This window comes from Escherichia sp. MOD1-EC5189 (genome assembly GCF_002966045.1).
Classification (GTDB): Bacteria; Pseudomonadota; Gammaproteobacteria; order Enterobacterales; family Enterobacteriaceae; genus Escherichia; species Escherichia coli_F.
Window position 1 is genome coordinate 20441 of the sequence record NZ_PTRX01000035.1, and the last position, 25660, is coordinate 46100.

Annotated in this window: 22 protein-coding genes and 1 pseudogene; 17 read left to right on the forward strand and 6 right to left on the reverse strand. The window is 50.6% G+C overall.

The annotated features are described in order from the left end of the window. Nucleotides 1-23: 23 nt before the first annotated feature. Nucleotides 24-473: a protein YidI gene (yidI, locus tag ATB02_RS22070; protein ID WP_039020312.1), complete on the reverse strand. Its 450-nt coding sequence runs from the start codon at nucleotides 471-473 to the stop codon at nucleotides 24-26. Nucleotides 474-580: 107 nt separating this feature from the next. On the opposite strand from yidI, the gene ATB02_RS22075 reads away from it, so the two are divergent. Genes ATB02_RS22075 through ATB02_RS22085 form a run of 3 tightly spaced genes read left to right on the forward strand, consistent with a single transcriptional unit; the run spans nucleotide 581 to nucleotide 1774 of the window. Next, nucleotides 581-928: a YidH family protein gene (locus ATB02_RS22075; RefSeq protein WP_000703959.1), complete on the forward strand. Its 348-nt coding sequence runs from the start codon at nucleotides 581-583 to the stop codon at nucleotides 926-928. Further along, on the forward strand, nucleotides 918-1280 hold the full coding sequence (locus ATB02_RS22080) for a DUF202 domain-containing protein (RefSeq protein ID WP_001113432.1): 363 nt from the start codon (nucleotides 918-920) through the stop codon (nucleotides 1278-1280). The genes ATB02_RS22075 and ATB02_RS22080 overlap by 11 nt, the downstream gene beginning before the upstream one ends. After that, on the forward strand, nucleotides 1277-1774 hold the full coding sequence (locus tag ATB02_RS22085; RefSeq protein WP_000148071.1) for a radical SAM protein: 498 nt from the start codon (nucleotides 1277-1279) through the stop codon (nucleotides 1772-1774). The genes ATB02_RS22080 and ATB02_RS22085 overlap by 4 nt, the downstream gene beginning before the upstream one ends. A gap of 7 nt (nucleotides 1775-1781) precedes the next feature. On the opposite strand, the gene emrD is transcribed toward ATB02_RS22085, so the two are convergent. Continuing rightward, a complete protein-coding gene (gene emrD, locus ATB02_RS22090; protein ID WP_024166225.1) occupies nucleotides 1782-2966 on the reverse strand; it encodes a multidrug efflux MFS transporter EmrD in 1185 nt (394 codons plus the stop codon). Between the two features lie 81 nt (nucleotides 2967-3047). Between emrD and ysdE the strand changes: the two genes are divergently transcribed. Next, nucleotides 3048-3122, forward strand: a complete 75-nt coding sequence (gene ysdE / locus ATB02_RS26790) for a protein YsdE (RefSeq protein ID WP_211180519.1) — start codon at nucleotides 3048-3050, stop codon at nucleotides 3120-3122. 123 nt (nucleotides 3123-3245) lie between these two features. Here the strand turns inward: ysdE and tisB are convergent, their stop codons facing one another. Then, complete coding sequence (gene tisB / locus ATB02_RS22100; RefSeq protein WP_000060506.1) at nucleotides 3246-3335, reverse strand: type I toxin-antitoxin system toxin TisB; 90 nt, start codon at nucleotides 3333-3335, stop codon at nucleotides 3246-3248. A 564-nt stretch (nucleotides 3336-3899) separates the two neighbouring features. Here tisB and ivbL point away from each other — a divergent pair. The 9 genes from ivbL (at nucleotide 3900) to uhpT (ending at nucleotide 14468) form a co-directional block, all read left to right on the forward strand. Continuing rightward, complete coding sequence (gene ivbL / locus ATB02_RS22120) at nucleotides 3900-3998, forward strand: ilvB operon leader peptide IvbL (RefSeq protein ID WP_001300753.1); 99 nt, start codon at nucleotides 3900-3902, stop codon at nucleotides 3996-3998. A gap of 105 nt (nucleotides 3999-4103) precedes the next feature. After that, complete coding sequence (ilvB, locus tag ATB02_RS22125) at nucleotides 4104-5792, forward strand: acetolactate synthase large subunit (protein ID WP_100733592.1); 1689 nt, start codon at nucleotides 4104-4106, stop codon at nucleotides 5790-5792. Nucleotides 5793-5795: 3 nt separating this feature from the next. Next, complete coding sequence (gene ilvN, locus ATB02_RS22130) at nucleotides 5796-6086, forward strand: acetolactate synthase small subunit (protein ID WP_001181706.1); 291 nt, start codon at nucleotides 5796-5798, stop codon at nucleotides 6084-6086. Nucleotides 6087-6347: 261 nt separating this feature from the next. Beyond that, entirely contained in the window at nucleotides 6348-7613 is a 1266-nt protein-coding gene (locus tag ATB02_RS22135) for a hypothetical protein (RefSeq protein WP_105272243.1), read from the forward strand. Between the two features lie 213 nt (nucleotides 7614-7826). Continuing rightward, nucleotides 7827-9356: a hypothetical protein gene (locus tag ATB02_RS22140; protein ID WP_032185538.1), complete on the forward strand. Its 1530-nt coding sequence runs from the start codon at nucleotides 7827-7829 to the stop codon at nucleotides 9354-9356. A gap of 161 nt (nucleotides 9357-9517) precedes the next feature. Further along, entirely contained in the window at nucleotides 9518-10108 is a 591-nt protein-coding gene (gene uhpA / locus ATB02_RS22145) for a transcriptional regulator UhpA (RefSeq protein ID WP_000633668.1), read from the forward strand. Continuing rightward, nucleotides 10108-11610, forward strand: a complete 1503-nt coding sequence (gene uhpB, locus ATB02_RS22150) for a signal transduction histidine-protein kinase/phosphatase UhpB (protein WP_001355057.1) — start codon at nucleotides 10108-10110, stop codon at nucleotides 11608-11610. The genes uhpA and uhpB overlap by 1 nt, the downstream gene beginning before the upstream one ends. A 9-nt stretch (nucleotides 11611-11619) precedes the next feature. Next, the gene (gene uhpC, locus ATB02_RS22155) at nucleotides 11620-12939 is read left to right on the forward strand and encodes an MFS transporter family glucose-6-phosphate receptor UhpC (protein ID WP_024211947.1); all 1320 of its coding nucleotides are present in this window, start codon (nucleotides 11620-11622) and stop codon (nucleotides 12937-12939) included. A gap of 137 nt (nucleotides 12940-13076) precedes the next feature. Beyond that, on the forward strand, nucleotides 13077-14468 hold the full coding sequence (gene uhpT / locus ATB02_RS22160) for a hexose-6-phosphate:phosphate antiporter (protein ID WP_000879194.1): 1392 nt from the start codon (nucleotides 13077-13079) through the stop codon (nucleotides 14466-14468). 45 nt (nucleotides 14469-14513) lie between these two features. On the opposite strand, the gene adeD is transcribed toward uhpT, so the two are convergent. Further along, complete coding sequence (gene adeD / locus ATB02_RS22165) at nucleotides 14514-16280, reverse strand: adenine deaminase (protein WP_105272244.1); 1767 nt, start codon at nucleotides 16278-16280, stop codon at nucleotides 14514-14516. Nucleotides 16281-16454: 174 nt separating this feature from the next. On the opposite strand from adeD, the gene adeQ reads away from it, so the two are divergent. Beyond that, entirely contained in the window at nucleotides 16455-17789 is a 1335-nt protein-coding gene (gene adeQ, locus ATB02_RS22170; RefSeq protein ID WP_024166224.1) for an adenine permease AdeQ, read from the forward strand. A gap of 52 nt (nucleotides 17790-17841) precedes the next feature. After that, a complete protein-coding gene (locus ATB02_RS22175; RefSeq protein ID WP_001353562.1) occupies nucleotides 17842-18294 on the forward strand; it encodes a DUF1198 domain-containing protein in 453 nt (150 codons plus the stop codon). A 115-nt stretch (nucleotides 18295-18409) separates the two neighbouring features. Here ATB02_RS22175 and ATB02_RS22180 read toward each other — a convergent pair whose 3' ends face one another. Together ATB02_RS22180 and ATB02_RS22185 are read right to left on the reverse strand one after the other, a co-directional pair. Then, a complete protein-coding gene (locus ATB02_RS22180; RefSeq protein ID WP_000125643.1) occupies nucleotides 18410-18733 on the reverse strand; it encodes a helix-turn-helix domain-containing protein in 324 nt (107 codons plus the stop codon). Continuing rightward, the gene (locus tag ATB02_RS22185; RefSeq protein ID WP_001521686.1) at nucleotides 18717-19070 is read right to left on the reverse strand and encodes a type II toxin-antitoxin system RelE/ParE family toxin; all 354 of its coding nucleotides are present in this window, start codon (nucleotides 19068-19070) and stop codon (nucleotides 18717-18719) included. Before ATB02_RS22185 ends, ATB02_RS22180 begins: the two co-directional genes overlap by 17 nt. A gap of 233 nt (nucleotides 19071-19303) precedes the next feature. On the opposite strand from ATB02_RS22185, the gene nepI reads away from it, so the two are divergent. Next, entirely contained in the window at nucleotides 19304-20488 is a 1185-nt protein-coding gene (gene nepI / locus ATB02_RS22195; RefSeq protein ID WP_001288548.1) for a purine ribonucleoside efflux pump NepI, read from the forward strand. A 202-nt stretch (nucleotides 20489-20690) separates the two neighbouring features. Then, nucleotides 20691-25660 (forward strand): annotated as a pseudogene (gene air, locus ATB02_RS22200) (inverse autotransporter adhesin EaeX/Air); the annotation flags it as partial.

Genomic DNA, 25660 nt, shown 5'->3' on the forward strand with positions numbered 1-25660 from the left:
AGCGGGCAAAATATTCAGGCTGCTTAAACCAGTGAACTGCCGGTCAGGAAAGAAAAAATCAGGAATATCAGCAGAAGGCTGCAGATGATGCCGATGCCAAAAAGTAAGGTATGGAAAGCCAGCGTCCCGCCGCCAAAAACCAGAGCGCCGCGAATGCCCCAGCGATTTTCCTTACGCATACCGCCAATAAATGCGCAAAGTAGCGCGGCAATGGCCAGTGCGATTCCACCTTGATCGAGGATTTTATCGACATCTACATCCTCTTTTTTCTCCACGGTGGTAATTTTTTCGCCTTTTATTCCGGCGAGAAGACCTCTTTTAATTTCAGCCGTTTTGTCCGCCACGATGCTTTCAAGCGTTGGCGGTGGTGCGGAAAAAGGGCCGAATGAAAAGTGGATAATCCCCATCATTAAAGCGATGGCACCGAACAGCATGCCCAATGAACTGATTTTATTTTGCGCTATGATACCCATCTGACCTCCTTGTAGCGGATGGCAAAAGCATATCAGGAAACGGGCGGACGAAATTCTTAAAAAAACCGCTAAAGGTAGAGCGTTAGTGAAATTGCAAAGGAGCAACAATGAAAATTTCCCGCCTCGGAGAAGCGCCCGATTACCGCTTCTCGCTGGCTAATGAGCGTACTTTTTTGGCGTGGATCCGTACTGCACTAGGATTTCTGGCGGCGGGGGTTGGGCTTGATCAACTTGCGCCAGATTTCGCCACGCCCGTCATTCGCGAACTGCTGGCGTTGTTGTTGTGTCTGTTTTCCGGCGGGTTAGCGATGTATGGCTACTTGCGCTGGTTACGCAATGAAAAAGCGATGCGTCTGAAAGAGGACCTGCCCTATACCAACAGCTTATTAATCATCAGCTTAATATTGATGGTCGTGGCGGTGATCGTTATGGGACTGGTGTTGTATGCCGGATAGCCGCAAAGCCAGACGCATTGCCGACCCAGGGCTGCAGCCGGAGCGTACATCACTGGCGTGGTTTCGTACCATGCTGGGCTACGGCGCGTTGATGGCGTTGGCTATCAAACACAACTGGCACCAGGCGGGCATGTTATTCTGGATTTCGATTGGCATCCTCGCCATCGTGGCGCTGATCCTCTGGCACTACACCCGTAATCGCAATTTAATGGATGTCACGAATAGCGATTTTTCCCAATTTCACGTAGTCCGTGACAAATTTTTGATCTCCCTCGCGGTGTTATCTCTCGCAATACTGTTTGCTGTAACGCATATACATCAACTTATCGTATTTATTGAGAGAGTCGCATGACAGGAAGTCAGGTCATTGATGCTGAAGAGGACAGGCATAAACTGGTTGTAGAGTATAAGGATGCTCTGCAACCTGCCGATTTTTATTACAATTTCAAACAGCGGGGCATCCGCTCCGTACAGCTTATTCCCCATCTTGAATTTGATGACCGGGGCGATCTGACGGCCGCTTCGGTGACAGCAGAGCTGTGGGGGAAATTTTTAATTGCCCTGTTCGAGTGTTGGGTACGGGCAGATATCAGTCGTATCTCGATTGAGCTTTTTGACGCCACCCTACAAAAATGGTGTGGCAGCGAAAACCCGCAACCGGGCCGTGGCTGCCAGGCGTGCGACTGGCATCGGCTGTGCCCGCACGCTCGGGAGGAGACGCCAGACAACGTGCTTTGTGCGGGCTATCAGGCGTTTTATTCTTACTCCGCGCCGCATATGCGGGTGATGCGTGATCTGATAAAGCAGCATCGTTCTCCCATGGAGCTGATGACGATGCTGCGGTGACGTGAGCTTAAACGGGCTGCCCCTGATGCGACATCCGCGTCGCCAGCGGTAGCCAGCACAGCACGATCAACAATCCCATTAAGGTCATCAACAACCCCAGGCTGCCCTGACCGGTTTGCGGCAACATCGCAGAGAGCGACGCAAGTACGCCGGAACCAATGTTTTGCAGACCGCCGACCAGCGCGCCAGCCGTGCCCGCCAGGAAGGGGAACGGTTCCATTGCGCCGCTGGTCGCCAGCGGAAACAGCATCCCGGCACCGAAAAAGAACAGCGCGGCAGGAACAAGCAATGTCCAGACATTCATCACGCCAAACCAGTCGGGGATCCACATCAGCAAGCCAGCCAGCAGGCAGCAGATAACCGACTGCCACATCAACGTCGGGAATCGTTTATTAGGACGCCCGGCAAACCATGCTCCAAAAAATGCCGCCGGAATCGGCAGAATAAACAAAATACTGACCGTCATACTGCTCAGCCCTAATACCGCACCCATCAGCACGCCGGAGCAGGCTTCAAAGGCGGCAATCCCGGCCAGACCGCCAATCAGCATCAGCAAATAACAGTTAAAACCGCTGTTACCGAAAAGTGTTTTATAACTGGTAAGCAGGCGCGTGCGCGGTGCATCTACCGGACGCGTTTCCGGCATCCAGCGCGCCATACTGAAGGTCACACCGGCACAAAGTACCAACAGGAAGAGATAACAGGCGCGCCAGTTCCACATCGTATCCAGCAGACCGCCGATTAACGGTGCGAGCAACGGACTGACGAGAATCCCCATATTTAACAGGCTGTTAGCATGACGCAACTGTGTCCGTTCATATAAATCACGCGGCAATGTACGCGCCATCACGCCGCCTACGCCGGTGCCCATCCCCTGCATCGCGCTGGCGGCAATCAACACCGTCAAACTGGAGGTCGTGACCGCGACCAGCGTTGCCAGCATAAAAATGGACATTCCGACGAGGATCACCGGTCGGCGACCCACACGGTCGGATATCGGGCCATAAAACAGTTGCGAGACACCGTAAGTCAGCAGATAAGCGCCCATTACGCTTTGCACCGCCCCTTCACGAACGTTGAGATCGCGCGCCATATCGGCAATAGCTGGAATATAAATGGTTTGCGCCATCTGACCGACGGCCACGAGTAATACCAACATCAATAACAAATTGACGTTTCTATGCCTTTTCATTATCACGGATGCTTTTATAAAAATAATTAGAATAAGTCACTACGCATTCCCATAAATGCGGGAGAGGAATCTATCACATTGATGAATGTTAGCCAGATATACGCCAGGAATGGGGAATTGTTTAGCGGCAGAATATGTAAACAAAAGCGGCAATAAATGTTGCCGGGAGGGATGGTAGGTCGGATAAGATGCGTCAGCATCGCATCCGACACCAACCCACACGCTAAATATAAAAGGGGAGCGGTTACCCGCTCCCCTTTGGTGCGACTTGAATCTGAATTACTTCAGGTATTTCAGAACAGCATCAAGCAGTTGCAGTGCTGCAACAATGAGTTTGAGGATAAGAATGGCGATATCCACCAGGCTCATACGCGTCTCCTGTGGTTCAGGAGCACTGCCAGCTGACGTACCTTTCCGCTGCCTGTTGCCAGCTGTTGTGCACGCGGTATCTCAAGGAGAAACGTTGTGCTTGTTGACATAACACAGTGTGCTCACGCGGGGTTAAGGCGCTGACGGCACCACCCGTTTCAGCCAGGACTTAGTGCGCCGGGTAACGATGCGGCCCCCGCATAACACATTGCGTACAGTGATATTATAGAAGTTTACTGTATAAATAAACAGTAATATTTAGACGAAACGTAAACTGTGATCGATACTCCACTATGTACTAAATACGTCAAAATTCGTGCCGAAATTGCGCGTTCTGCGCGGAACACGTATACTTTCTGTGTTGACATAATACAGTGTGCTTTGCGGTTACCAGCCGCGGGCGGCTGACGAAACCTCGCTCCGGCGGGGTTTTTTGTTACCTGCAGTACAGTACAAAACGTGATCAATCCCTCAATTTTCCCTTGCTGAAAAATTTTCCATTGTCTCTCCTGTAAACCTGTGCTTGTATAAATATTGTTAAACACAAAACCAACAAGGTCCCCAATGACTACTTCCATGCTCAACGCAAAACTACTACCAACTGCGCCATCCGCCGCAGTGGTCGTCGTGCGTGTGGTGGTGGTCGTCGGCAATGCGCCGTAGGGACTGGAACAACACACGATTCCAAAACCCCGCCGGCGCAAACCGGGCGGGGTTTTTCGTTTAAGCACCTCCCGGAAAGTCGGCCCAGAAGAAAAGGACTGGAGCATGGCAAGTTCGGGCACATCATCGACGCGTAAGCGCTTTACCGGCGCAGAATTTATCGTTCATTTCCTGGAACAGCAGGGCATTAAGATTGTGACGGGCATTCCGGGCGGTTCTATCCTGCCTGTTTACGACGCCTTAAGCCAAAGCACGCAAATCCGCCATATTCTGGCTCGCCATGAACAGGGCGCGGGGTTTATCGCTCAGGGAATGGCGCGCACTGACGGCAAACCGGCGGTCTGTATGGCCTGTAGCGGACCAGGTGCGACTAACCTGGTGACCGCCATTGCCGATGCGCGACTGGACTCCATCCCGCTGATTTGCATCACTGGTCAGGTTCCTGCCTCAATGATCGGCACTGACGCCTTCCAGGAAGTGGACACCTACGGCATCTCTATCCCCATCACCAAACACAACTATCTGGTCAGACATATCGAAGAACTCCCGCAGGTCATGAGCGATGCCTTCCGTATTGCGCAATCAGGCCGCCCTGGCCCGGTGTGGATAGACATTCCTAAGGATGTGCAAACGGCAGTTTTTGAGATTGAAGAACAGCCCGGTATGACAGAAAAAGCTGCCGCGCCTGCGTTTAGTGAAGAGAGTATTCGTGACGCAGCTGCAATGATTAACGCCGCCAAACGCCCGGTGCTCTATCTGGGCGGCGGTGTCATTAACGCGCCCGCGCGGGTGCGTGAACTGGCGGAGAAAGCGCAGCTGCCTACCACCATGACTTTAATGGCGCTGGGCATATTGCCAAAAGCGCATCCCCTGTCGCTGGGTATGCTGGGGATGCACGGCGTGCGCAGCACCAACTACATTTTGCAGGAGGCGGATCTGCTGATTGTTCTCGGCGCGCGTTTTGATGACCGGGCGATTGGTAAAACCGAGCAGTTCTGCCCGAATGCCAAAATTATTCATGTCGATATCGACCGCGCAGAGCTGGGCAAAATCAAGCAGCCGCACGTAGCGATTCAGGCGGATGTTGATGACGTGCTGGTGCAGCTGATCCCACAGGTGGACGCGCAACCGCGTGCAGAGTGGCACCAGTTGGTAGCGGATTTGCAGCGCGAATTCCCGTGTCCAATCCCGAAAGCGTGTGATCCGTTAAGCCATTACGGCCTGATCAACGCCGTTGCCGCCTGTGTCGATGACAACGCGATTATCACCACCGACGTGGGTCAGCATCAGATGTGGACTGCACAAGCCTATCCGCTCAATCGTCCACGTCAGTGGCTGACTTCCGGCGGGCTGGGGACGATGGGTTTTGGCCTGCCTGCGGCCATTGGCGCGGCACTGGCGAACCCGGATCGCAAAGTATTGTGTTTCTCTGGCGACGGCAGCCTGATGATGAATATTCAGGAGATGGCGACCGCCAGCGAAAACCAATTGGATGTGAAAATCATTCTGATGAATAACGAAGCGCTGGGGCTGGTGCATCAGCAACAGAGTCTGTTCTACAAGCAGGGCGTTTTTGCCGCCACCTATCCGGGCAAAATCAACTTTATGCAGATTGCCGCCGGATTTGGCCTCGAAACCTGTGATTTGAATAACGAAGCCGATCCGCAGGCTGCATTGCAGGAAATCATCAACCGCCCTGGTCCGGCGCTGATCCATGTGCGTATTGATGCCGAAGAAAAAGTGTACCCGATGGTGCCGCCAGGTGCGGCGAATACTGAAATGGTGGGGGAATAAGCCATGCAAAACACAACTCATGACAACGTAATTCTGGAGCTCACCGTTCGCAACCATCCGGGCGTAATGACCCACGTTTGTGGCCTTTTTGCCCGCCGCGCTTTTAACGTTGAAGGCATTCTTTGTCTGCCGATTCAGGACAGCGACAAAAGCCACATCTGGCTACTGGTCAATGACGACCAGCGTCTGGAGCAGATGATAAGCCAAATCGACAAGCTGGAAGATGTGGTGAAAGTGCAGCGTAACCAGTCCGATCCGACGATGTTTAACAAGATTGCGGTGTTTTTTCAGTAAGGAGCGACATTAAACCGCTCGGGGGAGTTACTGATGAGCGATTTTTGATAGATCCGTTCAGATATATAGGGTGAAATTGTGCCAGAGACCATCTCAGGCACAATTTATTGGCCCTGACGTTAATTAGAGTCCAGCACTGGTCATTCGCGGGTTGACGGTTAGGGCTAAAATTTCCAGCGATGGCGCTAAATTCTGATTGCTGTCTATACCAGTGATCATGACTAGCATTCTATAAATTAATTGCTCATCGTGAGGTATATTATGGCAAGCCCTATAAACAATGGAACAACGATATCAAATTCCTGCTCTTCCTCTATTTTAGATAAGGAAATAAATATAGCAGATGAGCTTCATATTAAGAATTATGCAAAAAAATATTCACCAGGCAGTAATTTTGCAAAATGGATGTTACAGGAAATAAAACGCTTAATAGTAAATATCATGTCCGGTTCTCGGAACGTTAGCACTGATATTCTTGACTATTTTCATCCTATGCCAGGAACAGAAAATAATGGTAATCGTACCTGGATGGCGGCGACTGGAGAGAGTGAATATACCGTAATCGAACAAACAGGTGACAAATCTTTTAAGATTATACAGAAGGATGAAAATTCAAATGAACGAACCGAAATATCATATTCTGGAGTGGCTGTGGCGACTATCATCAAGTCGCTTTCTGAAAAGACTGCCGCGCTAGAGACTCACTCCGCTGATACACTTTTGAGGAAAAGTATTGTCAATTGTATTGTTATGAAAAACAAGGATGCTAAAAAAGTAATTAATGCAGACATTGAGAATAATATATATGATTTGTTAAAGCTGCAAATTCAAAAAGATGAAGGGTATTTACCTGTTCATGAAAGTTTTAACAGCGCTGATGTTTTTTTGGAATCCATAATTATGGATGCGCATAGAACTATAAAAGAACAAAGTCAGCAAAATGGTGCTGCTAAAATAACTTGCTGCGGTGTTGAGTTAAGTAAAGACATTCTTGAAATTTTTGCAAACAAAATTAAAATAATTGAAAACGAAACAAAGAATAGTCAAAGCACACTTCAACAAATAGTTCCGCTGGTTTGCTTTAAAGACGATGAACCTTCTCAGTTAAGTAAATTATTAAAACAATCAAAGAGTAACATTACTGATGATAAGATTGATGAAATAATCGATTGCTTATCTAGTCCTCAGGGGATTTCATGTTTTTATCATGCTTGCATACAATCCTATCAAAGTTATTTAAAAGGCATAACTCCAGATGTTTTACAGGGGGTGAATAAGAGTATGGAAAAATTAAGTTCGGGTAAATCAGGTTATACTTTGGTAGGAGGGGGTAAGTATGTTAATGAAATATATTTTACCAAAAAAGATTTTAGACAAAAGCTGTATGTAGCGAGTGTTAGTAATGATGGGGATGAAGTTAAGCTTGAGTGCTCTCGTTATTTTACTAAAGGTGTGATTAAAGAAGAGTCCACCGATAATTTATTTTCTTTTACATTTTCCGGTGCCGCAACAATCGCTGATTTATAATTTACCCCTGATAAAGCGCGCTTATCATAAAGGTGAGTACGTGTTCTTAGCAATTTGTTTTTTGCCTGTGTTTTTGAAAATGAGCGATTTTTGATAGTTAATAAGTTGTGTTGATGATGCAATTGCACTGGAAAATAGTTAAGGAAAATAACAACACCATATAATTACTATTGAAATAAATGAAGAGTAGTGGTTGGCATAGAAATATTCATGATGCTAACTATTCATGTTTTTAACAATGTTAGAATATGCAAAATGTCATATTGTGAGGTTACTATGGTTAGTGCGACGGGTTCTATGAATTCAAGGAAAACAGAGGTTGATGATAGCCAGTTTCTTAATCAGAGTCTAAGGGATAGTATCGAAAGAAGTCTTGACGGCAATATTTCTAAATTTGATGTGATGGAAGAAAGTGGCCTGCTCGGTAATTGTAGAACAAGGTCTGATAAAGCCACTTTTGGCGAAATTTTTCGTAGTTTGTTATTATATATTTTAGATTCTTTTAATATCTATCGACATGATGTTAGTGATAAATTAGTCCGTTATTTTCATGTTACCCCTGAATCGGTGAATGCTGATAAAAAAACATGGGTTGCCACCACGGGTATAAATAGTCAAATAACAATTGAGCAGACCGGCAGTAATAAATTTACAGTCACTGAGAGGTGTCGTGAGAACAATGGTAATAGCAACCAGTTGAAAAATAACACCAGGGTAAGGATTTTTAGTGGTCGAAATGTGGAAGAGTTTATACAGTTACTTTCACAACACGATAAATTGGAAAGAGAACAATTCTCAGAATTAACAATTGCTGCAAATGCTCTTAAGAAAGAACTGGTTAGTAATTATATAACAGGTAATAATGTATATAAAACTCAAGCTGAATCCCCATTAACAAATGCTTTGCAAAAACAAACTCAATTAATTCCAGATGATTTTCTTTATCAATCGGCCATAACAAAACTGTCTGTTGATAAAGGTGAGTTTGGCTCACTTCTTGGTGATGCAAAAAGGCAAGTGGGAGAGGGGAGTTCACATATTTCATGTTGTGGGGTGAAAATTAACCGTACTATACATGAGTTACTGAAGGAGAAAACCTCGGCTTTGGCTGAGCGTCAAGATGCCCATAAAATTAATCTCGATGAGCTTTTCAATGACATTATATTTACGCCAGCGCAATGTGATTTGGTAAGAAAATCTCTAGAGGATGAACATGTTGATAAAGCAAAAATAGCGAGTATTGTTTCTTGTCTCTCTAGTGTTTCAGGGATTAGTAATCTGTATTATGCTTGTTCACAGGCATTTCATGTGGCCCATGACGGAAAGGATATTAATGTATCTCAGGCAGGAAGTTCTCTTTATAGCATAATATCTGATAATCCTATTTTTTGTGCGTTGGGGGGGAGGATGAATTTGCTTTTTGCTGACTTTTCAGAGTATGCATTCAAACAAACTTATCATGTTGTAAAAGCAGTCGTAAATGAAGCTAAAAGCGATTTTGATATTGCAAATTTCATCTATACCACATCCGGTGAGTTACCAGAAAAAGACACGTATAAAAAATACACTTATAAAAAATACAATTATAAAGAAGACACGTATAAAAAAGACACTAATTATGAGTATTCCGCTGAATCTTATAGCTCTGCAGATTTTGAAGATAATTACTGGATGCCAGAAAAGTATAACGATATTATAACGAAAAATTTCTCAGGTAATATTACAATTGCAATCATCAAATAATTAGCTTTTTCTAAATCATACACGCTAAACGCTTACCTTTCAGGTAAGCGTTTTGACGATAAGCCCAACATCATTAAGCCAATACATACCCCATATCCAGCTTGAACAACATCGCGCTTATCGTTAAGGTATGCGCGTTTTTTATCCGCCAGGACCCAATCATGATCACCGTTGCCCTTATAGACGATCACCTTATCGTCCGCTCCGGCTTTGCGCAGCTGCTGGGGCTGGAACCTGATTTGCAGGTAGTTGCCGAGTTTGGTTCGGGGCGCGAGGCGCTGGCGGGGCTGCCGGGACGCGGTGTGCAGGTGTGTATTTGCGATATCTCCATGCCCGATATCTCCGGTCTGGAGCTGCTAAGCCAGCTGCCGAAAGGTATGGCGACAATTATGCTCTCCGTTCATGACAGTCCGGCGCTGGTTGAGCAGGCGCTTAACGCGGGGGCGCGCGGCTTTCTCTCCAAACGCTGTAGCCCTGACGAACTGATTGCTGCGGTGCATACGGTTGCCACGGGCGGCTGTTATCTGACGCCAGATATTGCCATTAAACTGGCATCCGGTCGCCAGGACCCGCTAACCAAACGTGAACGCCAGGTGGCGGAAAAACTGGCGCAAGGAATGGCGGTGAAAGAGATTGCCGCCGAACTGGGCTTGTCGCCGAAAACGGTACACGTCCATCGCGCCAACCTGATGGAAAAACTGGGCGTCAGTAACGACGTGGAACTGGCGCGCCGCATGTTTGATGGCTGGTGATGAAGACGTTGTTCTCCCGCTTAATTACCGTTATTGCCTGCTTTTTTATCTTCTCTGCCGCATGGTTTTGCCTGTGGAGTATCAGCCTGCACCTGGTTGAGCGCCCTGATATGGCGGTGCTGTTATTTCCGTTTGGCCTTCGACTTGGGCTAATGTTGCAATGCCCACGCGGATACTGGCCAGTGCTGCTGGGCGCGGAATGGCTGCTGATTTACTGGTTAATGCAGGCGGTTGGTTTAAGCCATTTCTCCTTATTGATGATCGGTAGTTTACTGACGTTACTGCCCGTGGCGCTGATCTCACGCTATCGCCATCAACGCGACTGGCGCACCCTGCTGTTACAGGGGGCAGCGCTGACGGCGGCGGCGTTGTTGCAGTCGTTGCCCTGGCTTTGGTACGGCAAAGAGTCGTGGAATGCGCTGCTGTTAACTTTAACTGGCGGCCTGACGCTGGCCCCGATATGTCTGGTGTTCTGGCACTATCTCGCCAATAACACCTGGCTGCCGCTCGGTCCGTCATTGGTTTCTCAACCGATCAATTGGCGCGGGCGGCATCTGGTCTGGTACTTGCTGCTGTTTGTTATCAGTCTCTGGCTCCAGTTGGGATTGCCGGATGAACTGTCGCGCTTTACGCCATTCTGCCTGGCGCTGCCGATTATCGCGCTGGCATGGCACTACGGCTGGCAAGGGGCGCTGATTGCGACGTTGATGAACGCTATCGCGCTGATCGCCAGTCAAACCTGGCGTGACCATCCGGTCGATTTATTGCTCTCACTGCTGGTGCAAAGTCTGACAGGGTTGTTACTTGGCGCTGGCATCCAGCGGTTGCGTGAACTTAACCAGTCGCTGCAAAAGGAACTGGCGCGCAATCAGCATCTGGCTGAACGTTTGCTGGAAACCGAAGAGAGTGTGCGTCGTGATGTGGCGCGTGAATTACACGATGATATCGGTCAGACCATCACCGCCATTCGTACGCAAGCGGGCATTGTCCAGCGGCTCGCGGCGGATAACGCCCGCGTGAAACAGAGCGGGCAGCTCATCGAACAGTTATCCCTGGGCGTTTACGACGCGGTGCGCCGCTTGTTAGGGCGGTTACGTCCGCGCCAGCTGGATGATCTCACTCTGGAGCAGGCCATCCGCTCACTGATGCGGGAAATGGAGCTGGAAGGGCGCGGTATTGTCAGCCATCTCGAATGGCGAATCGATGAATCAGCGTTAAGCGAAAACCAGCGCGTGACGCTGTTTCGCGTCTGCCAGGAAGGGTTGAACAACATTGTGAAACATGCCGATGCCAGTGCGGTCACGTTGCAAGGCTGGCAGCAGGACGAACGGTTGATGCTGGTGATTGAAGACGATGGTAGCGGTTTACCGCCGGGTTCCGGGCAACACGGTTTTGGCCTCACCGGAATGCGCGAGCGAGTAACGGCGCTGGGTGGCACCTTGACCATCTCCTGTTTGCACGGCACGCGTGTCAGTGTTTCTCTACCTCAACGTTATGTCTAAGGCTTGATGATGTTGCCGTTTCTGAAAGCGCCAGCTGACGCGCCGTTGATTAGCGATAAACAAGAAATTGATGCCCGTTACCGTTACTGGCGTCGGCATATTCTGCTGACCATCTGGCTGGGTTACGCGCTGTTTTACTTCACGCGGAAAAGTTTTAACGCCGCCGTACCAGAAATCCTTGCTAATGGCGTGCTCAGCCGTAGCGATATCGGCCTGTTAGCGACCCTGTTTTACATTACCTACGGCGTGTCGAAGTTTGTCTCCGGCATTGTCAGCGACCGCTCAAATGCCCGGTATTTTATGGGGATTGGGCTTATCGCTACGGGCATTATCAACATTCTGTTTGGTTTCTCGACGTCGCTGTGGGCGTTTGCCATGCTATGGGGGCTGAACGCCTTTTTCCAGGGCTGGGGTTCACCGGTGTGTGCGCGTCTGTTAACCACCTGGTATTCACGTACTGAGCGCGGGGGTTGGTGGGCATTATGGAACACGGCGCATAACGTCGGCGGCGCACTCATTCCCATTGTGATGGCAGCGAGCGCGCTGCATTACGGCTGGCGTGCCGGGATGATGATTGCCGGTTGTATGGCGATAGTCGTGGGGATTATTCTCTGCTGGCGGCTGCGCGATCGCCCGCAGGCGTTAGGTTTACCAGCGGTCGGCGAATGGCGACACGACGCGCTGGAAATCGCTCAACAACAAGAAGGGGCAGGGCTGACACGTAAAGAGATCCTCACCAAATATGTGTTGCTGAATCCGTATATCTGGCTGCTTTCGTTTTGCTATGTGCTGGTCTATGTGGTCCGGGCGGCGATCAACGACTGGGGCAATTTGTATATGTCCGAGACGCTGGGCGTCGATCTGGTCACGGCGAATACGGCAGTGACAATGTTTGAACTGGGCGGATTTATCGGTGCGCTGGTAGCGGGTTGGGGCTCGGACAAACTCTTTAACGGCAACCGCGGGCCGATGAATTTAATATTCGCCGCCGGGATTTTGCTGTCCGTCGGCTCGCTGTGGCTGATGCCATTTGCCAGCTACGTGATGCAGGCAAGCTGCTTCTTCACCATTGGTTTTTTTGTCTTTGGCCCGCAGATGTTAATCGGCATGGCGGCAGCAGAGTGTTCCCACAAGGAGGCGGCAGGGGCGGCAACGGGGTTTGTCGGCTTGTTTGCTTATCTGGGGGCGTCGCTTGCTGGTTGGCCGCTGGCGAAAGTACTCGATACCTGGCACTGGAGCGGTTTTTTTGTGGTTATCGCCATTGCCGCCGGGATTTCCGCACTGCTGTTACTGCCCTTTTTGAATGCCCAGACACCGCGCGAAGCGTGATGCATCTCACTTTTTCACTTCATATCCGGCAAAACTAAGAAATTTTCCAGGTTTTGCCTGGACGCTATCTCAGGCCTGATTTGCTGCTGATTTTTACAATGCATACCTCACGCAGGTATTCATTTCAGGAGTAACCCATGCTGGCTTTCTTAAACCAGGTTCGCAAGCCGACCCTGGATCTTCCGCTCGAAGTGCGGCGCAAAATGTGGTTCAAACCGTTCATGCAATCCTACCTGGTGGTCTTTATCGGCTACCTGACGATGTACCTGATTCGCAAGAACTTTAACATCGCGCAGAACGACATGATCTCGACCTACGGCTTGAGCATGACGCAGCTGGGGATGATCGGCCTGGGCTTCTCCATCACTTATGGTGTGGGTAAAACACTGGTTTCCTATTACGCCGACGGCAAAAACACCAAACAATTCCTGCCGTTCATGCTGATCTTGTCTGCCATTTGTATGTTGGGCTTCAGTGCCAGTATGGGCAGCGGCTCAGTTAGTCTGTTCCTGATGATTGCCTTCTACGCCTTAAGCGGCTTTTTCCAGAGTACCGGGGGATCGTGCAGTTACTCCACCATCACCAAATGGACGCCGCGTCGTAAGCGCGGGACGTTCCTCGGTTTCTGGAATATTTCTCACAATCTTGGCGGTGCGGGCGCGGCAGGTGTGGCGCTGTTCGGCGCAAATTACCTGTTCGATGGCCATGTCATCGGCATGTTTATCTTCCCGTCGATTATCGCGCTGATTGTCGGTTTTATCGGCCTGCGTTACGGCAGCGACTCCCCGGAATCTTATGGCCTCGGCAAAGCTGAAGAGCTGTTCGGCGAGGAGATCAGCGAAGAGGACAAAGAGACAGAATCTACCGATATGACCAAGTGGCAGATCTTTGTTGAGTATGTGCTGAAAAACAAAGTGATCTGGCTGCTGTGCTTCGCCAACATTTTCCTCTATGTGGTGCGTATTGGTATCGACCAGTGGTCAACCGTGTACGCGTTCCAGGAACTGAAACTCTCTAAAGCGGTGGCGATTCAGGGCTTTACGCTGTTTGAAGCTGGCGCGCTGGTCGGTACGCTGCTGTGGGGCTGGCTCTCTGACCTGGCGAACGGTCGCCGTGGCCTGGTGGCCTGCATCGCGCTGGCGCTGATTATCGCCACGCTCGGTGTGTATCAACATGCCAGCAACGAATATATCTACCTGGCTTCTCTCTTTGCGTTAGGTTTCCTGGTCTTTGGCCCGCAATTGTTGATTGGTGTGGCTGCTGTTGGTTTTGTACCTAAAAAAGCCATTGGTGCTGCCGATGGTATTAAAGGCACCTTTGCTTACCTGATTGGCGACAGCTTTGCCAAGTTAGGGCTGGGGATGATTGCCGATGGGACGCCAGTATTCGGCCTTACTGGCTGGGCAGGCACCTTCGCCGCGCTGGACATCGCCGCGATTGGTTGTATCTGCCTGATGGCGATAGTGGCGGTGATGGAAGAACGCAAAATCCGCCGCGAGAAAAAGATTCAGCAGTTGACAGTGGCATAAACGTAACTGGTGACTTTTGCCCGGCATGACGCCGGGCTTTTTTTATTATTCCGTGAATTCCAGCGTGGTGAAGGCAAACTTTTCACCATCAAACAGCCCCTGGCTGGTCAGTTTCAGTGCGGGGATAACTGGCAGGGAAAGAAACGCCATCTGAATAAACGGCTCATCCGGTAACGGACCACATTCACGGGCGGCAGCTTTCAATGCGTCAATTTGCTCCGCCAGCGATTGTGCCGTGTCGGTGCTCATCAGCCCGGCAATGGGCAATGGCAGATGGCTCTGTACCTGACCGTTACGTACTACGCATAGTCCGCCGCCATCCTGAATCACCTGATTGACCGCCAGCGCCATCTCTTCAGCACTACGACCGATCACCACAATATTATGGCTGTCATGGCTGACTGTCGCAGCCAGCGCGCCTTCATTCAGGCCAAAGCCGCCGAGCAAACCACAAGCCGGAGCCAGCCGTTGCCCGTAACGCTCAAGTACGGCAATAAAGCACACATCATCGCGATCAAAACCATTTTCGCTGTAGACGCTGGAGCGGGAGTGCGTAATCAATTCGTTATGGATGACGTCAATGACCCGATAGCGTTTTCCAGGCGTAAATTGCAGGGCAAAGTCGCTGGCGGAAACTGGCTGGCGGGCAATGGTATTGCCATACGGCGGAGCGGATTGTTCCAGTCTCGCTGACTCTTCCGCTTGTAAGGTTTGTGCGTCAATCGGCTCGCCTTTCACCAGTACCTGCTGCACCGTGACCTTACGCGCATCGCTCAACAGGACGATATCCGCCTGCTTGCCGGGTGCCAGTAAGCCGAGATGATTCAGACCAAAATGGCGTGCTGTCGACCAGCTGGCGACGCGATATGCCACATGCAGCGGTACGTTGTGTTGTTCGATCAGGCGACGAATTAAGGCATCGATATGTCCTTCATGGGCGATCTCCCACGGGTTACGGTCATCGGTGCAGAGCATACATTGCGGGCTGTTAAATTCGTTGAGCAATGGTGCCAGTGCGTTGAGATTGCGGGCAGCGGACCCTTCGCGGATCATCAACGACATGCCGAGTTGTAACTTCCGGCGACCTTCTTCCAGCAGATAACTTTCGTGGCAGTTTTCAATACCCGCAGCAATATAGGCGTTAAGTTCTTTACCGCCCAAACCCGGGCAGTGACCGTCCAGCGTCAGGTGGCGAAATGCATCCAGTTTATCGAGCAGCGCATTCTGCCCGCTAATTACGCCAGGGTAATCCATCATTTCAGCAAGGCCGGTAACCTGCGGATGGTCACGCCAGGCGAGCATCTGTTCAAGGGTAAAACTGGCACCGTTAACATCGCAGCCTTCCAGGGCAGGTACGCAAGAACTGACCTGCAAATACTGGTTTTGCCTTGCCTGTTCGGCACAGCGGGCAAACCAGGCGAATCCGGCTTCGCCCATCACGTTGACGATTTCATGGGGGTCGCAAATAACGGTCGTCAGGCCGCGCGGCAGGGTGGCGGTTTCAAAAGTAACCGGCGTCATCATGCTGGATTCAATATGCAGGTGAGCATCAATAAACCCTGGCACCGCCGTTGCGCCGTGGGCATCAATCCGCTGCAAAGCCGGAGCATCAGTGTATTCTGTGCCAACACCGGCAATGTAACGCCCTTTAATCACAATTGGGCCGGAAATTTCTCCGCCATTGATCAGGTCGAGAATAGAGACATTATCAATAATATAATCGGCAACAGCGTCGCCACGGGAAACGGCTAACAATTCCTGGTATTCCGCCCGGCTAATGTGATGAAATTTATGGTTAATAGAATTATTCATATTTTTCTCATTTTGATTTTATCAATTTGATTATTATTTATCATAAAGAAACGTCGCGAGATTATTAAAGAATATCCATTAATGCGCAATTGAAATGTGATAATTATCACTGAACCGTTGTTGTCATTTGTTTTACAAAAGCAAGGGATTAAATCTCCTCCAATGGACAAAAAAATGAATAATGACAATACCGATTACGTGAGTAATGAATCAGGGACGCTTTCGCGATTATTTAAACTGCCTCAACATGGGACCACCGTCCGCACAGAATTGATTGCGGGGATGACCACTTTTTTAACCATGGTGTACATCGTTTTTGTGAACCCGCAAATCCTCGGCGCGGCACAAATGGACCCGAAAGTGGTGTTTGTTACCACCTGTTTGATTGCCGGTATCGGCAGTATTGCGATGGGGATATTTGCTAACTTACCCGTGGCGCTGGCTCCGGCAATGGGGCTGAACGCCTTCTTTGCGTTCGTGGTCGTGGGGGCGATGGGCATCTCCTGGCAGACCGGGATGGGCGCGATATTTTGGGGCGCAATTGGACTATTTTTGCTCACGCTGTTTCGCATCCGGTACTGGATGATCTCCAACATCCCATTAAGTTTACGTATTGGTATCACTAGCGGAATCGGATTATTTATCGCCTTAATGGGGTTAAAAAATACTGGTGTTATTGTCGCCAATAAAGACACCCTGGTGATGATTGGTGATTTAAGTTCTCACGGTGTGTTGTTAGGTATATTAGGGTTTTTTATTATAACCGTGTTGTCATCTCGTCATTTTCATGCCGCGGTGCTGGTCTCTATTGTGGTGACGTCTTGCTGTGGATTATTTTTCGGTGATGTTCATTTTAGCGGCGTCTATTCCATTCCGCCTGATATTAGCGGCGTCATTGGTGAAGTGGATTTGAGTGGCGCATTATCACTTGAACTCGCTGGTATCATTTTCTCCTTTATGCTGATCAACCTATTTGATTCATCAGGAACATTAATCGGTGTGACTGATAAAGCTGGCTTAATAGATAGTAACGGTAAATTCCCTAATATGAATAAGGCGCTATATGTTGATAGCGTCAGTTCGGTGGCGGGCGCGTTTATCGGCACCTCGTCTGTTACCGCCTATATTGAAAGTACTTCTGGTGTGGCAGTTGGTGGTCGAACGGGGCTGACTGCGGTCGTGGTCGGCATTATGTTTCTGTTGGTTATGTTTTTCTCGCCGCTGGTGGCAATGGTCCCTCCTTACGCCACCGCCGGAGCGTTAATCTTTGTTGGCGTGCTGATGACCTCAAGCCTGGCGCGCGTTAACTGGGATGATTTTACCGAATCAGTACCTGCATTTATTACTACGGTGATGATGCCCTTTACTTTCTCGATCACCGAAGGGATTGCGCTTGGCTTTATGTCGTACTGCATCATGAAGGTGTGCACCGGGCGCTGGCGCGATCTGAACCTGTGTGTGGTGGTGGTCGCTGCTCTGTTTGCACTGAAGATTATTCTGGTGGATTAGTAACTGGCGAGGGTTTCCAGATATCATGAGTTCTGATTACGCAGGAGAACTCATGATCTGGATAATGCTCGCTACGCTGGCGGTGGTGTTTGTAATTGGTTTTCGGGTGCTGACATCCGGGGCCAGAAAGGCGATTCGCCGTCTCAGCGATCGGCTGAATATTGATGTCGTACCCGTGGAGTCGATGGTCGATCAAATGGGAAAGTCAGCCGGTGAGGAATTTTTACGTTATTTGCATCGCCCGGATGAGTCGCACCTGCAAAACGCCGCGCAGGTGTTGCTCATCTGGCAAATTGTCATTGTCGATGGAAGCGAACAGAACCTGCTGCAATGGCATCGGATTTTACAAAAAGCTCGCCTCGCCGCTCCCATTACCGACGCTCAGGTCAGGCTGGCACTGGGTTTTCTGCGCGAAACCGAACCTGAAATGCAGGATATTAATGCTTTTCAGATGCGCTATAACGCGTTCTTTCAGCCTGCCGAGGGCGTTCATTGGCTGCATTAAAACCGTTTCGTCTTATTAGCTTACAGACCGCGCCTGAGCTGGTGGGTGGATAAGGCGTGCACGCCGCATCCGGCATCGGAACTGACAGTAGGTGAACGCATTATCTACGTTCTATTTACAGCAGCACCTCCAGCCCGTGTTTTTGCACAATGCTGAGCAGTTTTAATGAAATGCCATTGGGGCGTTTAGCGCCACTTTCCCATTTTTGTACAGTTGAAACGCTGGTATTGAGATAGTGAGCGAAGACGGGCTGACTCACTTTTAATTTTTCCCGCAGTGCTTTTATCTCAACAGGTTGTAAGTCTTGCACGCTGGTCAGGCAGGCTTTGTCAAAAGTACGCATCGTTTCGGCAGAAATAGCATCGACGCTGGACAATCCAGCCGCTGCGCTGTGAATAGCCTCAAATGCAGGACTTTTAAATTTAGTTTTTGCAGTCATAGCAGATCTCTGTCAGTTCTTTAGTGTTAATCATTGCTGTTAGTTGGGCTTTCGTCAGGAAGGCATAATGCTTTGCAAGTTCACGAAACCCAGCCAGTTCCTGACTATTGATGTTCGACATATCCTGTTTTGCATATAAAAACGTGTAAAACCAATTGCTTCCCCCTTTTGCCAGAATAATTGCACGCTCACGATTTTGGTGAAGGCGCTTTTTAAAAACGCCACCACCAAGTGCATCAGCTTTACCTTGCTCCGTTTCTAAAATGGCCCGGCACAACTCTTCATCTGTTATTGCATGAGACCTGGCTTCCCTTGCAAACCATTTGGTTTTAAACACGCGCATATCGTTGAGGTCCTGTTATTAAAGTATATCACCAAGTGCAATACTTTATCCCTTATTCCCAACCCAATCGCGAAAATGCATATCAGCTTGCCCTATGATTTTTATTTCTTCGAGCAGCCTCGAACTTTTCCCACAACACCGTAAAAGTTGCAAAAACGTTAAATGTGTCACACATTTCAGTGTTAAAGTGGTCGGCTTTTCCTCTGAAACATGCCACGGGTAACACCATGAGTGAATTTATTGCCGAAAACCGCGGCGCGGATGCCATCACCCGACCGAACTGGTCAGCCGTTTTCTCGGTGGCGTTTTGCGTCGCCTGTCTGATTATCGTTGAGTTTTTGCCCGTCAGTTTGTTGACGCCAATGGCCCAGGATTTAGGCATTTCGGAAGGGGTTGCCGGGCAATCGGTGACCGTGACCGCCTTTGTGGCAATGTTTGCCAGTTTGTTTATTACCCAGACAATTCAGGCCACTGACCGCCGCTACGTTGTTATTTTGTTTGCCGTTTTGCTGACGCTCTCCTGCTTGCTGGTTTCCTTTGCTAACTCATTCAGTTTGCTTTTAATCGGTCGTGCCTGTCTGGGACTGGCGCTGGGCGGGTTCTGGGCGATGTCGGCGTCGCTGACCATGCGTCTGGTGCCGCCGCGTACGGTGCCGAAGGCGCTGTCGGTGATCTTCGGCGCGGTTTCTATTGCGCTGGTGATTGCCGCACCGTTGGGCAGTTTTTTAGGCGAGCTTATCGGTTGGCGCAATGTCTTTAATGCGGCGGCGGTGATGGGCGTGCTGTGTATTTTCTGGATTATCAAATCATTGCCTTCGCTGCCAGGCGAACCCTCGCATCAGAAACAAAATACTTTCCGCTTATTACAACGTCCGGGTGTGATGGCAGGGATGATCGCCATCTTCATGTCTTTCGCCGGGCAGTTTGCTTTCTTCACGTATATTCGCCCGGTGTATATGAACCTGGCGGGATTCGGCGTGGATGGCTTAACTCTGGTGCTGTTGAGTTTTGGTATCGCCAGCTTTATTGGTACGTCGCTTTCGTCGTTCATTCTTAAACGTTCGGTAAAACTGGCCTTAGCAGGCGCGCCGTTAATACTGGCTGTGAGTGCGTTGGTGCTGACGTTGTGGGGAAGCGATAAAATCGTTGCTACCGGCGTGGCGATTATCTGGGGGCTAACTTTTGCATTGGTTCCTGTCGGCTGGTCAACGTGGATCACCCGCTCACTGGCCGATCAGGCAGAAAAAGCCGGGTCTATTCAGGTGGCGGTTATTCAGCTTGCTAATACCTGTGGCGCGGCAATCGGCGGTTATGCGCTGGATAATATTGGTCTGACTTCGCCGTTGATGTTGTCCGGCACATTGATGTTGCTGACGGCGTTATTGGTCACCGCAAAGGTGAAAATGAAGTAACGTATTTACAGGAGGGGTTACTGCTCTGGCGGGAAAGCTCTCCTGTTCTTCCCCCTGATAACCCTTGATCAGGTATTGTTCTTATCTTGTTGTTATTTCCATTATTCCGCCTGTATTCATCATTTGCTAATCATGAATCATCATTTTCCCTCATGTTAAAGAAAGGTCATTTAATCTGAACGCATAGCGACAGGGATGACAAATGGCAGGGAAAGCGCATGGGAATGGCGATCGTCGGGGTGATAAAACCATATGTGGATTGGGGGATCTTTTACGTCGTCTGACCGCCGGTATTTGCCTGATAACACAAACTATTTTCCCTGTTATGGCTGCTGCCCCGACGCATGTTAACCCTGCGCATTCGGATACTGCCGCGTCACTGATCCTGTCGAACGTTAAAACTATTCCATACACCTTGGGGGCGTTGGAATCGCCACCAACGGTCGCGGCACGCTTTGGTATTACCGTTGATGAATTACGTCGCCTAAATCAGTTCCGTACCTTTGCGCGGGGCTTTGACAATGTGCGTCAGGGCGATGAGATAGATGTACCACTCATCAACAGTAACAGCCCTGAAGCGCGCACTCTGAAAGCAATGCAGATGGAGCGCGACGGTAAAGATCCACAAATGCAGGTCGCGGAAGTGGCGCAACAAAGTGGGACACTTTTAGCGCGCGATATGGACAGCGAACAGGCTGCGAGTATGGCGCGTGGCTGGGTGGCTTCTTCTGTGTCTGCGCAGGCGACAGACTGGCTCAGCCGCTGGGGAACTGCCCGGGTATCTCTGGGTGTTGATGAAGATTTCAGCCTTAAAAGCTCTTCATTTGAATTTCTCCATCCCTGGTACGAAACGCCAGATAACCTGGTCTTCAGCCAGCATGCACTCCACCGTACGGATGATCGCACTCAAACGAACCACGGTATCGGCTGGCGTTATTTCACTCCGAGCTGGATGTCGGGCATAAACCTGTTTATCGATCATGACCTGAGCCGCTATCACACCCGAACCGGGATGGGCGTTGAATACTGGCGCGATTACCTGAAACTGAGCGGCAACGGTTATCTGCGCCTCAGTAACTGGCGTAGTGCACCGGAACTCGACAATGACTATGAAGCACGTCCGGCGAACGGGTGGGATCTTCGCGCCGAAGGCTGGTTACCGGCCTGGCCGCAGCTGGGCGGCAAGTTGGTCTATGAACAATATTATGGCGATGAAGTGGCGCTGTTTGGTAAAGACGAGCGACAAAATGATCCTCACGCGATTACCGCAGGTTTGAGTTACACCCCCGTTCCCCTGATCTCCTTTAGTGCCGAGCAACGGCAGGGCAAACAGGGAGAAAACGACACCCGAATTGGTATGGAGTTGACGTTGCAACCCGGTCATTCACTGCAAAAACAGCTCGATCCGGCTGAAGTTGCAGCACGACGCAGCCTTGCGGGCAGTCGCTATGACCTGGTCGATCGTAATAACAATATTGTCCTCGAATATCGCAAGAAAGAGCTGGTGCGGTTGACGCTGACCGATCCGCTGAAAGGCAAGCCGGGCGAGGTTAAATCGCTGGTTTCTTCCTTACAAACCAAATACGCGCTGAAAGGTTATGACATCGAAGCCGCTTCCTTGCAATATGCGGGCGGGAAAGTTGCTGTTTCCGGCAAGGATATTCAGGTCACTATTCCACCCTACCGATTTACGGTAATGCCTGAAACCGACAACACTTACCCGATAGCGGTTACAGCGGAAGATTCGAAAGGAAATTTCTCCCGGCGTGAAGAAAGTATGGTGGTCGTGGAAAAACCCACACTAAGCCTCGCTGATTCAACGCTTTCTGTCGATCTACAAATTCTGCTTGCGGATGGAAAATCAATCTCAACGCTGACCTATACCGCGCGAGATTCCAGCGGCAAGCCTATCCCGGGTATGACATTAAAAACCCATGCGAAAGGTTTGCAAGATTTCGCCCTAAGCGAATGGAAAGACAACGGTAACGGAACCTATACCCAGTTAGTTACCTCCGGGAAGACGTCAGGCGCGTTGTCGCTGATGCCACAATTTAACGGCGACGATGTTGCTAAAACACCAGCGCTGATTGCCATTGTGGCTAATATGGCATCCCGAGCGGACTCCATGATTGAAACAGACCAGAATAATTACGTCGCGGGTAAGCCGATAGGCGTAAAAGTGACCCTGAAAGATGAGAATGGCAACGGGGTTACCGGAAGAAAAGAACTTCTTAAACAGGCTGTTAAAGTAGACAACACGAAGACTGACGCTGTTAGTGCCTGGACGGAAGAAAGTGAGGGAGTTTACAAAGCAAACTATACGGCCCATCTCATTGGCGACAAATTAACGGCCCAGCTGACGATGCCCGGCTGGCAAACCAAGCATTCGGATGCGTTCAGTATTGCGGGTGATAAAGATACCGCCAAAATCGCTGCGATGCAGATCACCGCGAATAACGCAGTTGCCAGACGCGATCACAATACCGTCGCTGTGACGGTCAGGGACGTGCATCAAAATTTACTGCAGGGACAAAATGTTACCTTCACGGTCGTGAATGGTGCGGCGGTTTTTGCCGATCCAAATGGCGGTATTGTGACGACAGATAAAGACGGGATTGCCAGCGTTAACCTTGCCAGTGACCAGGCGGTAAACAGTCTTATCAAGGCCGAGATCAATGGTAGTAGTCAGTCTGTGGAAGTGAGCTTTATTACTGGCGATATCTCGCAGCTGACCTCCACCATCAAGACGGACGATGTGTCATACACCGCGGGTGGCAAGATAAAAGTGTCAGTTACCCTTATGGATGAGCAGAAAAACCTGGTGAAAGGGATGGCTTCGCTGCTGGCGGGTAGCGGTGTGGTCGAGGTGAGCGGTACAGATAAAAATGAAACGGGTAACTGGAGCGAAGAGTCTGATGGCGTTTACACCACCACCCGAACCGCGAAGATTGCTGGCAATAGCCATTACGCCACGCTGAAACTATCGACATGGAGTAGCGCGCAGCAATCCGATGCGTATGTCATCCGCGAAAGCGGAGCTGTGCTGGCTTATTCCTCTATCGTTACCGACAAAACGACCTATACCGCAGGCGGTGCGATTAAAGTTACGGTAACGCTCAAGGATAGCTATGAAAACCTGGTCGGGGGGCAACGAGACGCTATCAGCCAGGCTATCCAGCTGCCAAATACAAAAGCGGAAAGCATCACCTGGAATGAAGATCAAAAAGGCATTTATACCGCAACGTATACCGCTTTACTTCCTGGCACCGGTTTAAAAGCACAGCTACAGATGTCCGGATGGGCGAGCGCTTTGACTTCAAATGATTACAGTATTAGTGGCGATGCCGCCAGCGCACAAATTGTCTCGATGCAAGTGACAACGGGTAACCCGGATGTGCTGGCGAATGGCAGCGATCGACATACGGTGAATGTCCGGGTGGAAGATCAGTTTGGCAATGTGCTGCCGGAGCAGACCGTCACCTTTACGGTGACGAAGGGGGCGGCTGTATTTGCCAATGCAGGGCAGAGTGCAGACATCAGGACGGATGTGCATGGCATGGCGGAGGTTGTGCTGAGTAGTACCGTAGCGGATGCCAGCACTGTTGAGGCTAAGATCAATCAAAGCAGTGATAGTAAAACGGTGAACTTTGTTGCTGATGTTAGTACGGCGCAGGTCGCGGAGCTGGTGGTGACGCAAGACGGCTCAGCGGCAGACGGTGCAATGGCGAATATGCTACGGGCGAGGGTCACCGATGCGTTCGGTAATGCGCTGGGCGGGCAGACGGTCAGCGTGTTGGCGGACAACGGCGCAACGGTCGCTCCGACGGTGATTACAGAGCCGGACGGCACAGTGGAGATCAGTGTCACCAGCCAGACGGCGGGCACCAGTGCCGTCACTGCAACCATCAACAGCAGCAGCCAGAGCCGGGATGTGACGTTTATCGCCGATGTCAGGACGGCGCAGATCGCGAGTCTGGAGGTGACGCAGGATAACGCCGTGGCTGACGGCGCAATGGCGAACACGCTGCGGGTGAGGGTGACGGATGCGTTCGGTAATGTGCTTGCCGGGCAGACGGTCAGCGTGACGGCAGACAACAGCGCAACGGTCACTCCGACGGTCACCACACAGCCGGACGGCACGGCGGAGATCTCTGTCACCAGCCAGACCGCCGGAATCAGTGCGGTCACTGCCAGCATTAACAGCAGCAGCCAGAGCCGGAACGTCACGTTTATCGCCGATGTCAGGACGGCGCAGATCGCGAGTCTGGAGGTGACGCAGGATAACGCCGTGGCTGACGGCGCAATGGCGAACACGCTGCGGGTGAGGGTGACGGATGCGTTCGGTAATGTGCTTGCCGGGCAGACGGTCAGCGTGACGGCAGACAACAGCGCAACGGTCACTCCGACGGTCACCACACAGCCGGACGGCACGGCGGAGATCTCTGTCACCAGCCAGACCGCCGGAATCAGTGCGGTCACTGCCAGCATTAACAGCAGCAGCCAGAGCCGGAATGTCACGTTTGTCGCCGATGTCAGGACGGCGCAGATCGCGGATCTGGTGGTCACCCGGGATAACTCGGTGGCGGACGGTTCGACGGCGAATACGCTGCGGGTGAAGGTCACCGATGCTAACGGGAATGCACTTGCCGGGCAGACGGTCAGCGTGTTGGCAGGCAACGGCGCAACGACTGCTCCGACGGTCACCACGCAGCCGGATGGCACGGTGGAGATCAGTGTCACCAGCCAGACCGCCGGAACCAGTGTGATCACCGCCAGCGTCAACAACAGCAGCCAGAGCCGGAACGTGACGTTTATTGCGGATGTCAGCACGGCGCAGATCGCGGATCTGATCGTTAGCCAGGATAACGCGGTGGCAGACGGCGCGACGGCGAATACGCTGCAAGTGAGGGTCACCGATGCGTTCGGGAATGCACTTGCCGGACAGGCGGTCAGCGTGTTGGCGGATAACGGCGCAACGGTCGCTCCGACTGTCATCACAGGGCAGGACGGCACGGTGGAAATCAGTGTCACCAGCCAGACGGCGGGCAGCAGTGCGGTCACCGCCAGTATCAACAGCAGCAGTCAGAGCCGGAACGTCACGTTTATCGCCGATGTCAGGACGGCGCAGATCGCGAGTCTGGAGGTGACGCAGGATAACGCCGTGGCTGACGG

Coding starts and splice junctions, on each gene's coding strand:
- tisB (WP_000060506.1), bottom strand. CDS start 3,335: ATGAGCCTGGTGGATATCGCCATTCTTATCCTCAAACTCATTGTTGCA.
- uhpA (WP_000633668.1), top strand. CDS start 9,518: ATGATCACCGTTGCCCTTATAGACGATCACCTTATCGTCCGCTCCGGC.
- uhpT (WP_000879194.1), top strand. CDS start 13,077: ATGCTGGCTTTCTTAAACCAGGTTCGCAAGCCGACCCTGGATCTTCCG.
- uhpC (WP_024211947.1), top strand. CDS start 11,620: ATGTTGCCGTTTCTGAAAGCGCCAGCTGACGCGCCGTTGATTAGCGAT.
- ATB02_RS22075 (WP_000703959.1), top strand. CDS start 581: ATGAAAATTTCCCGCCTCGGAGAAGCGCCCGATTACCGCTTCTCGCTG.
- ATB02_RS22135 (WP_105272243.1), top strand. CDS start 6,348: ATGGCAAGCCCTATAAACAATGGAACAACGATATCAAATTCCTGCTCT.
- ATB02_RS22175 (WP_001353562.1), top strand. CDS start 17,842: ATGATCTGGATAATGCTCGCTACGCTGGCGGTGGTGTTTGTAATTGGT.
- adeQ (WP_024166224.1), top strand. CDS start 16,455: ATGAATAATGACAATACCGATTACGTGAGTAATGAATCAGGGACGCTT.
- ATB02_RS22085 (WP_000148071.1), top strand. CDS start 1,277: ATGACAGGAAGTCAGGTCATTGATGCTGAAGAGGACAGGCATAAACTG.
- ilvB (WP_100733592.1), top strand. CDS start 4,104: ATGGCAAGTTCGGGCACATCATCGACGCGTAAGCGCTTTACCGGCGCA.
- ilvN (WP_001181706.1), top strand. CDS start 5,796: ATGCAAAACACAACTCATGACAACGTAATTCTGGAGCTCACCGTTCGC.
- emrD (WP_024166225.1), bottom strand. CDS start 2,966: ATGAAAAGGCATAGAAACGTCAATTTGTTATTGATGTTGGTATTACTC.
- yidI (WP_039020312.1), bottom strand. CDS start 473: ATGGGTATCATAGCGCAAAATAAAATCAGTTCATTGGGCATGCTGTTC.
- ivbL (WP_001300753.1), top strand. CDS start 3,900: ATGACTACTTCCATGCTCAACGCAAAACTACTACCAACTGCGCCATCC.
- adeD (WP_105272244.1), bottom strand. CDS start 16,280: ATGAATAATTCTATTAACCATAAATTTCATCACATTAGCCGGGCGGAA.
- ATB02_RS22140 (WP_032185538.1), top strand. CDS start 7,827: ATGCTAACTATTCATGTTTTTAACAATGTTAGAATATGCAAAATGTCA.
- ATB02_RS22180 (WP_000125643.1), bottom strand. CDS start 18,733: ATGACTGCAAAAACTAAATTTAAAAGTCCTGCATTTGAGGCTATTCAC.
- uhpB (WP_001355057.1), top strand. CDS start 10,108: ATGAAGACGTTGTTCTCCCGCTTAATTACCGTTATTGCCTGCTTTTTT.
- nepI (WP_001288548.1), top strand. CDS start 19,304: ATGAGTGAATTTATTGCCGAAAACCGCGGCGCGGATGCCATCACCCGA.
- ATB02_RS22080 (WP_001113432.1), top strand. CDS start 918: ATGCCGGATAGCCGCAAAGCCAGACGCATTGCCGACCCAGGGCTGCAG.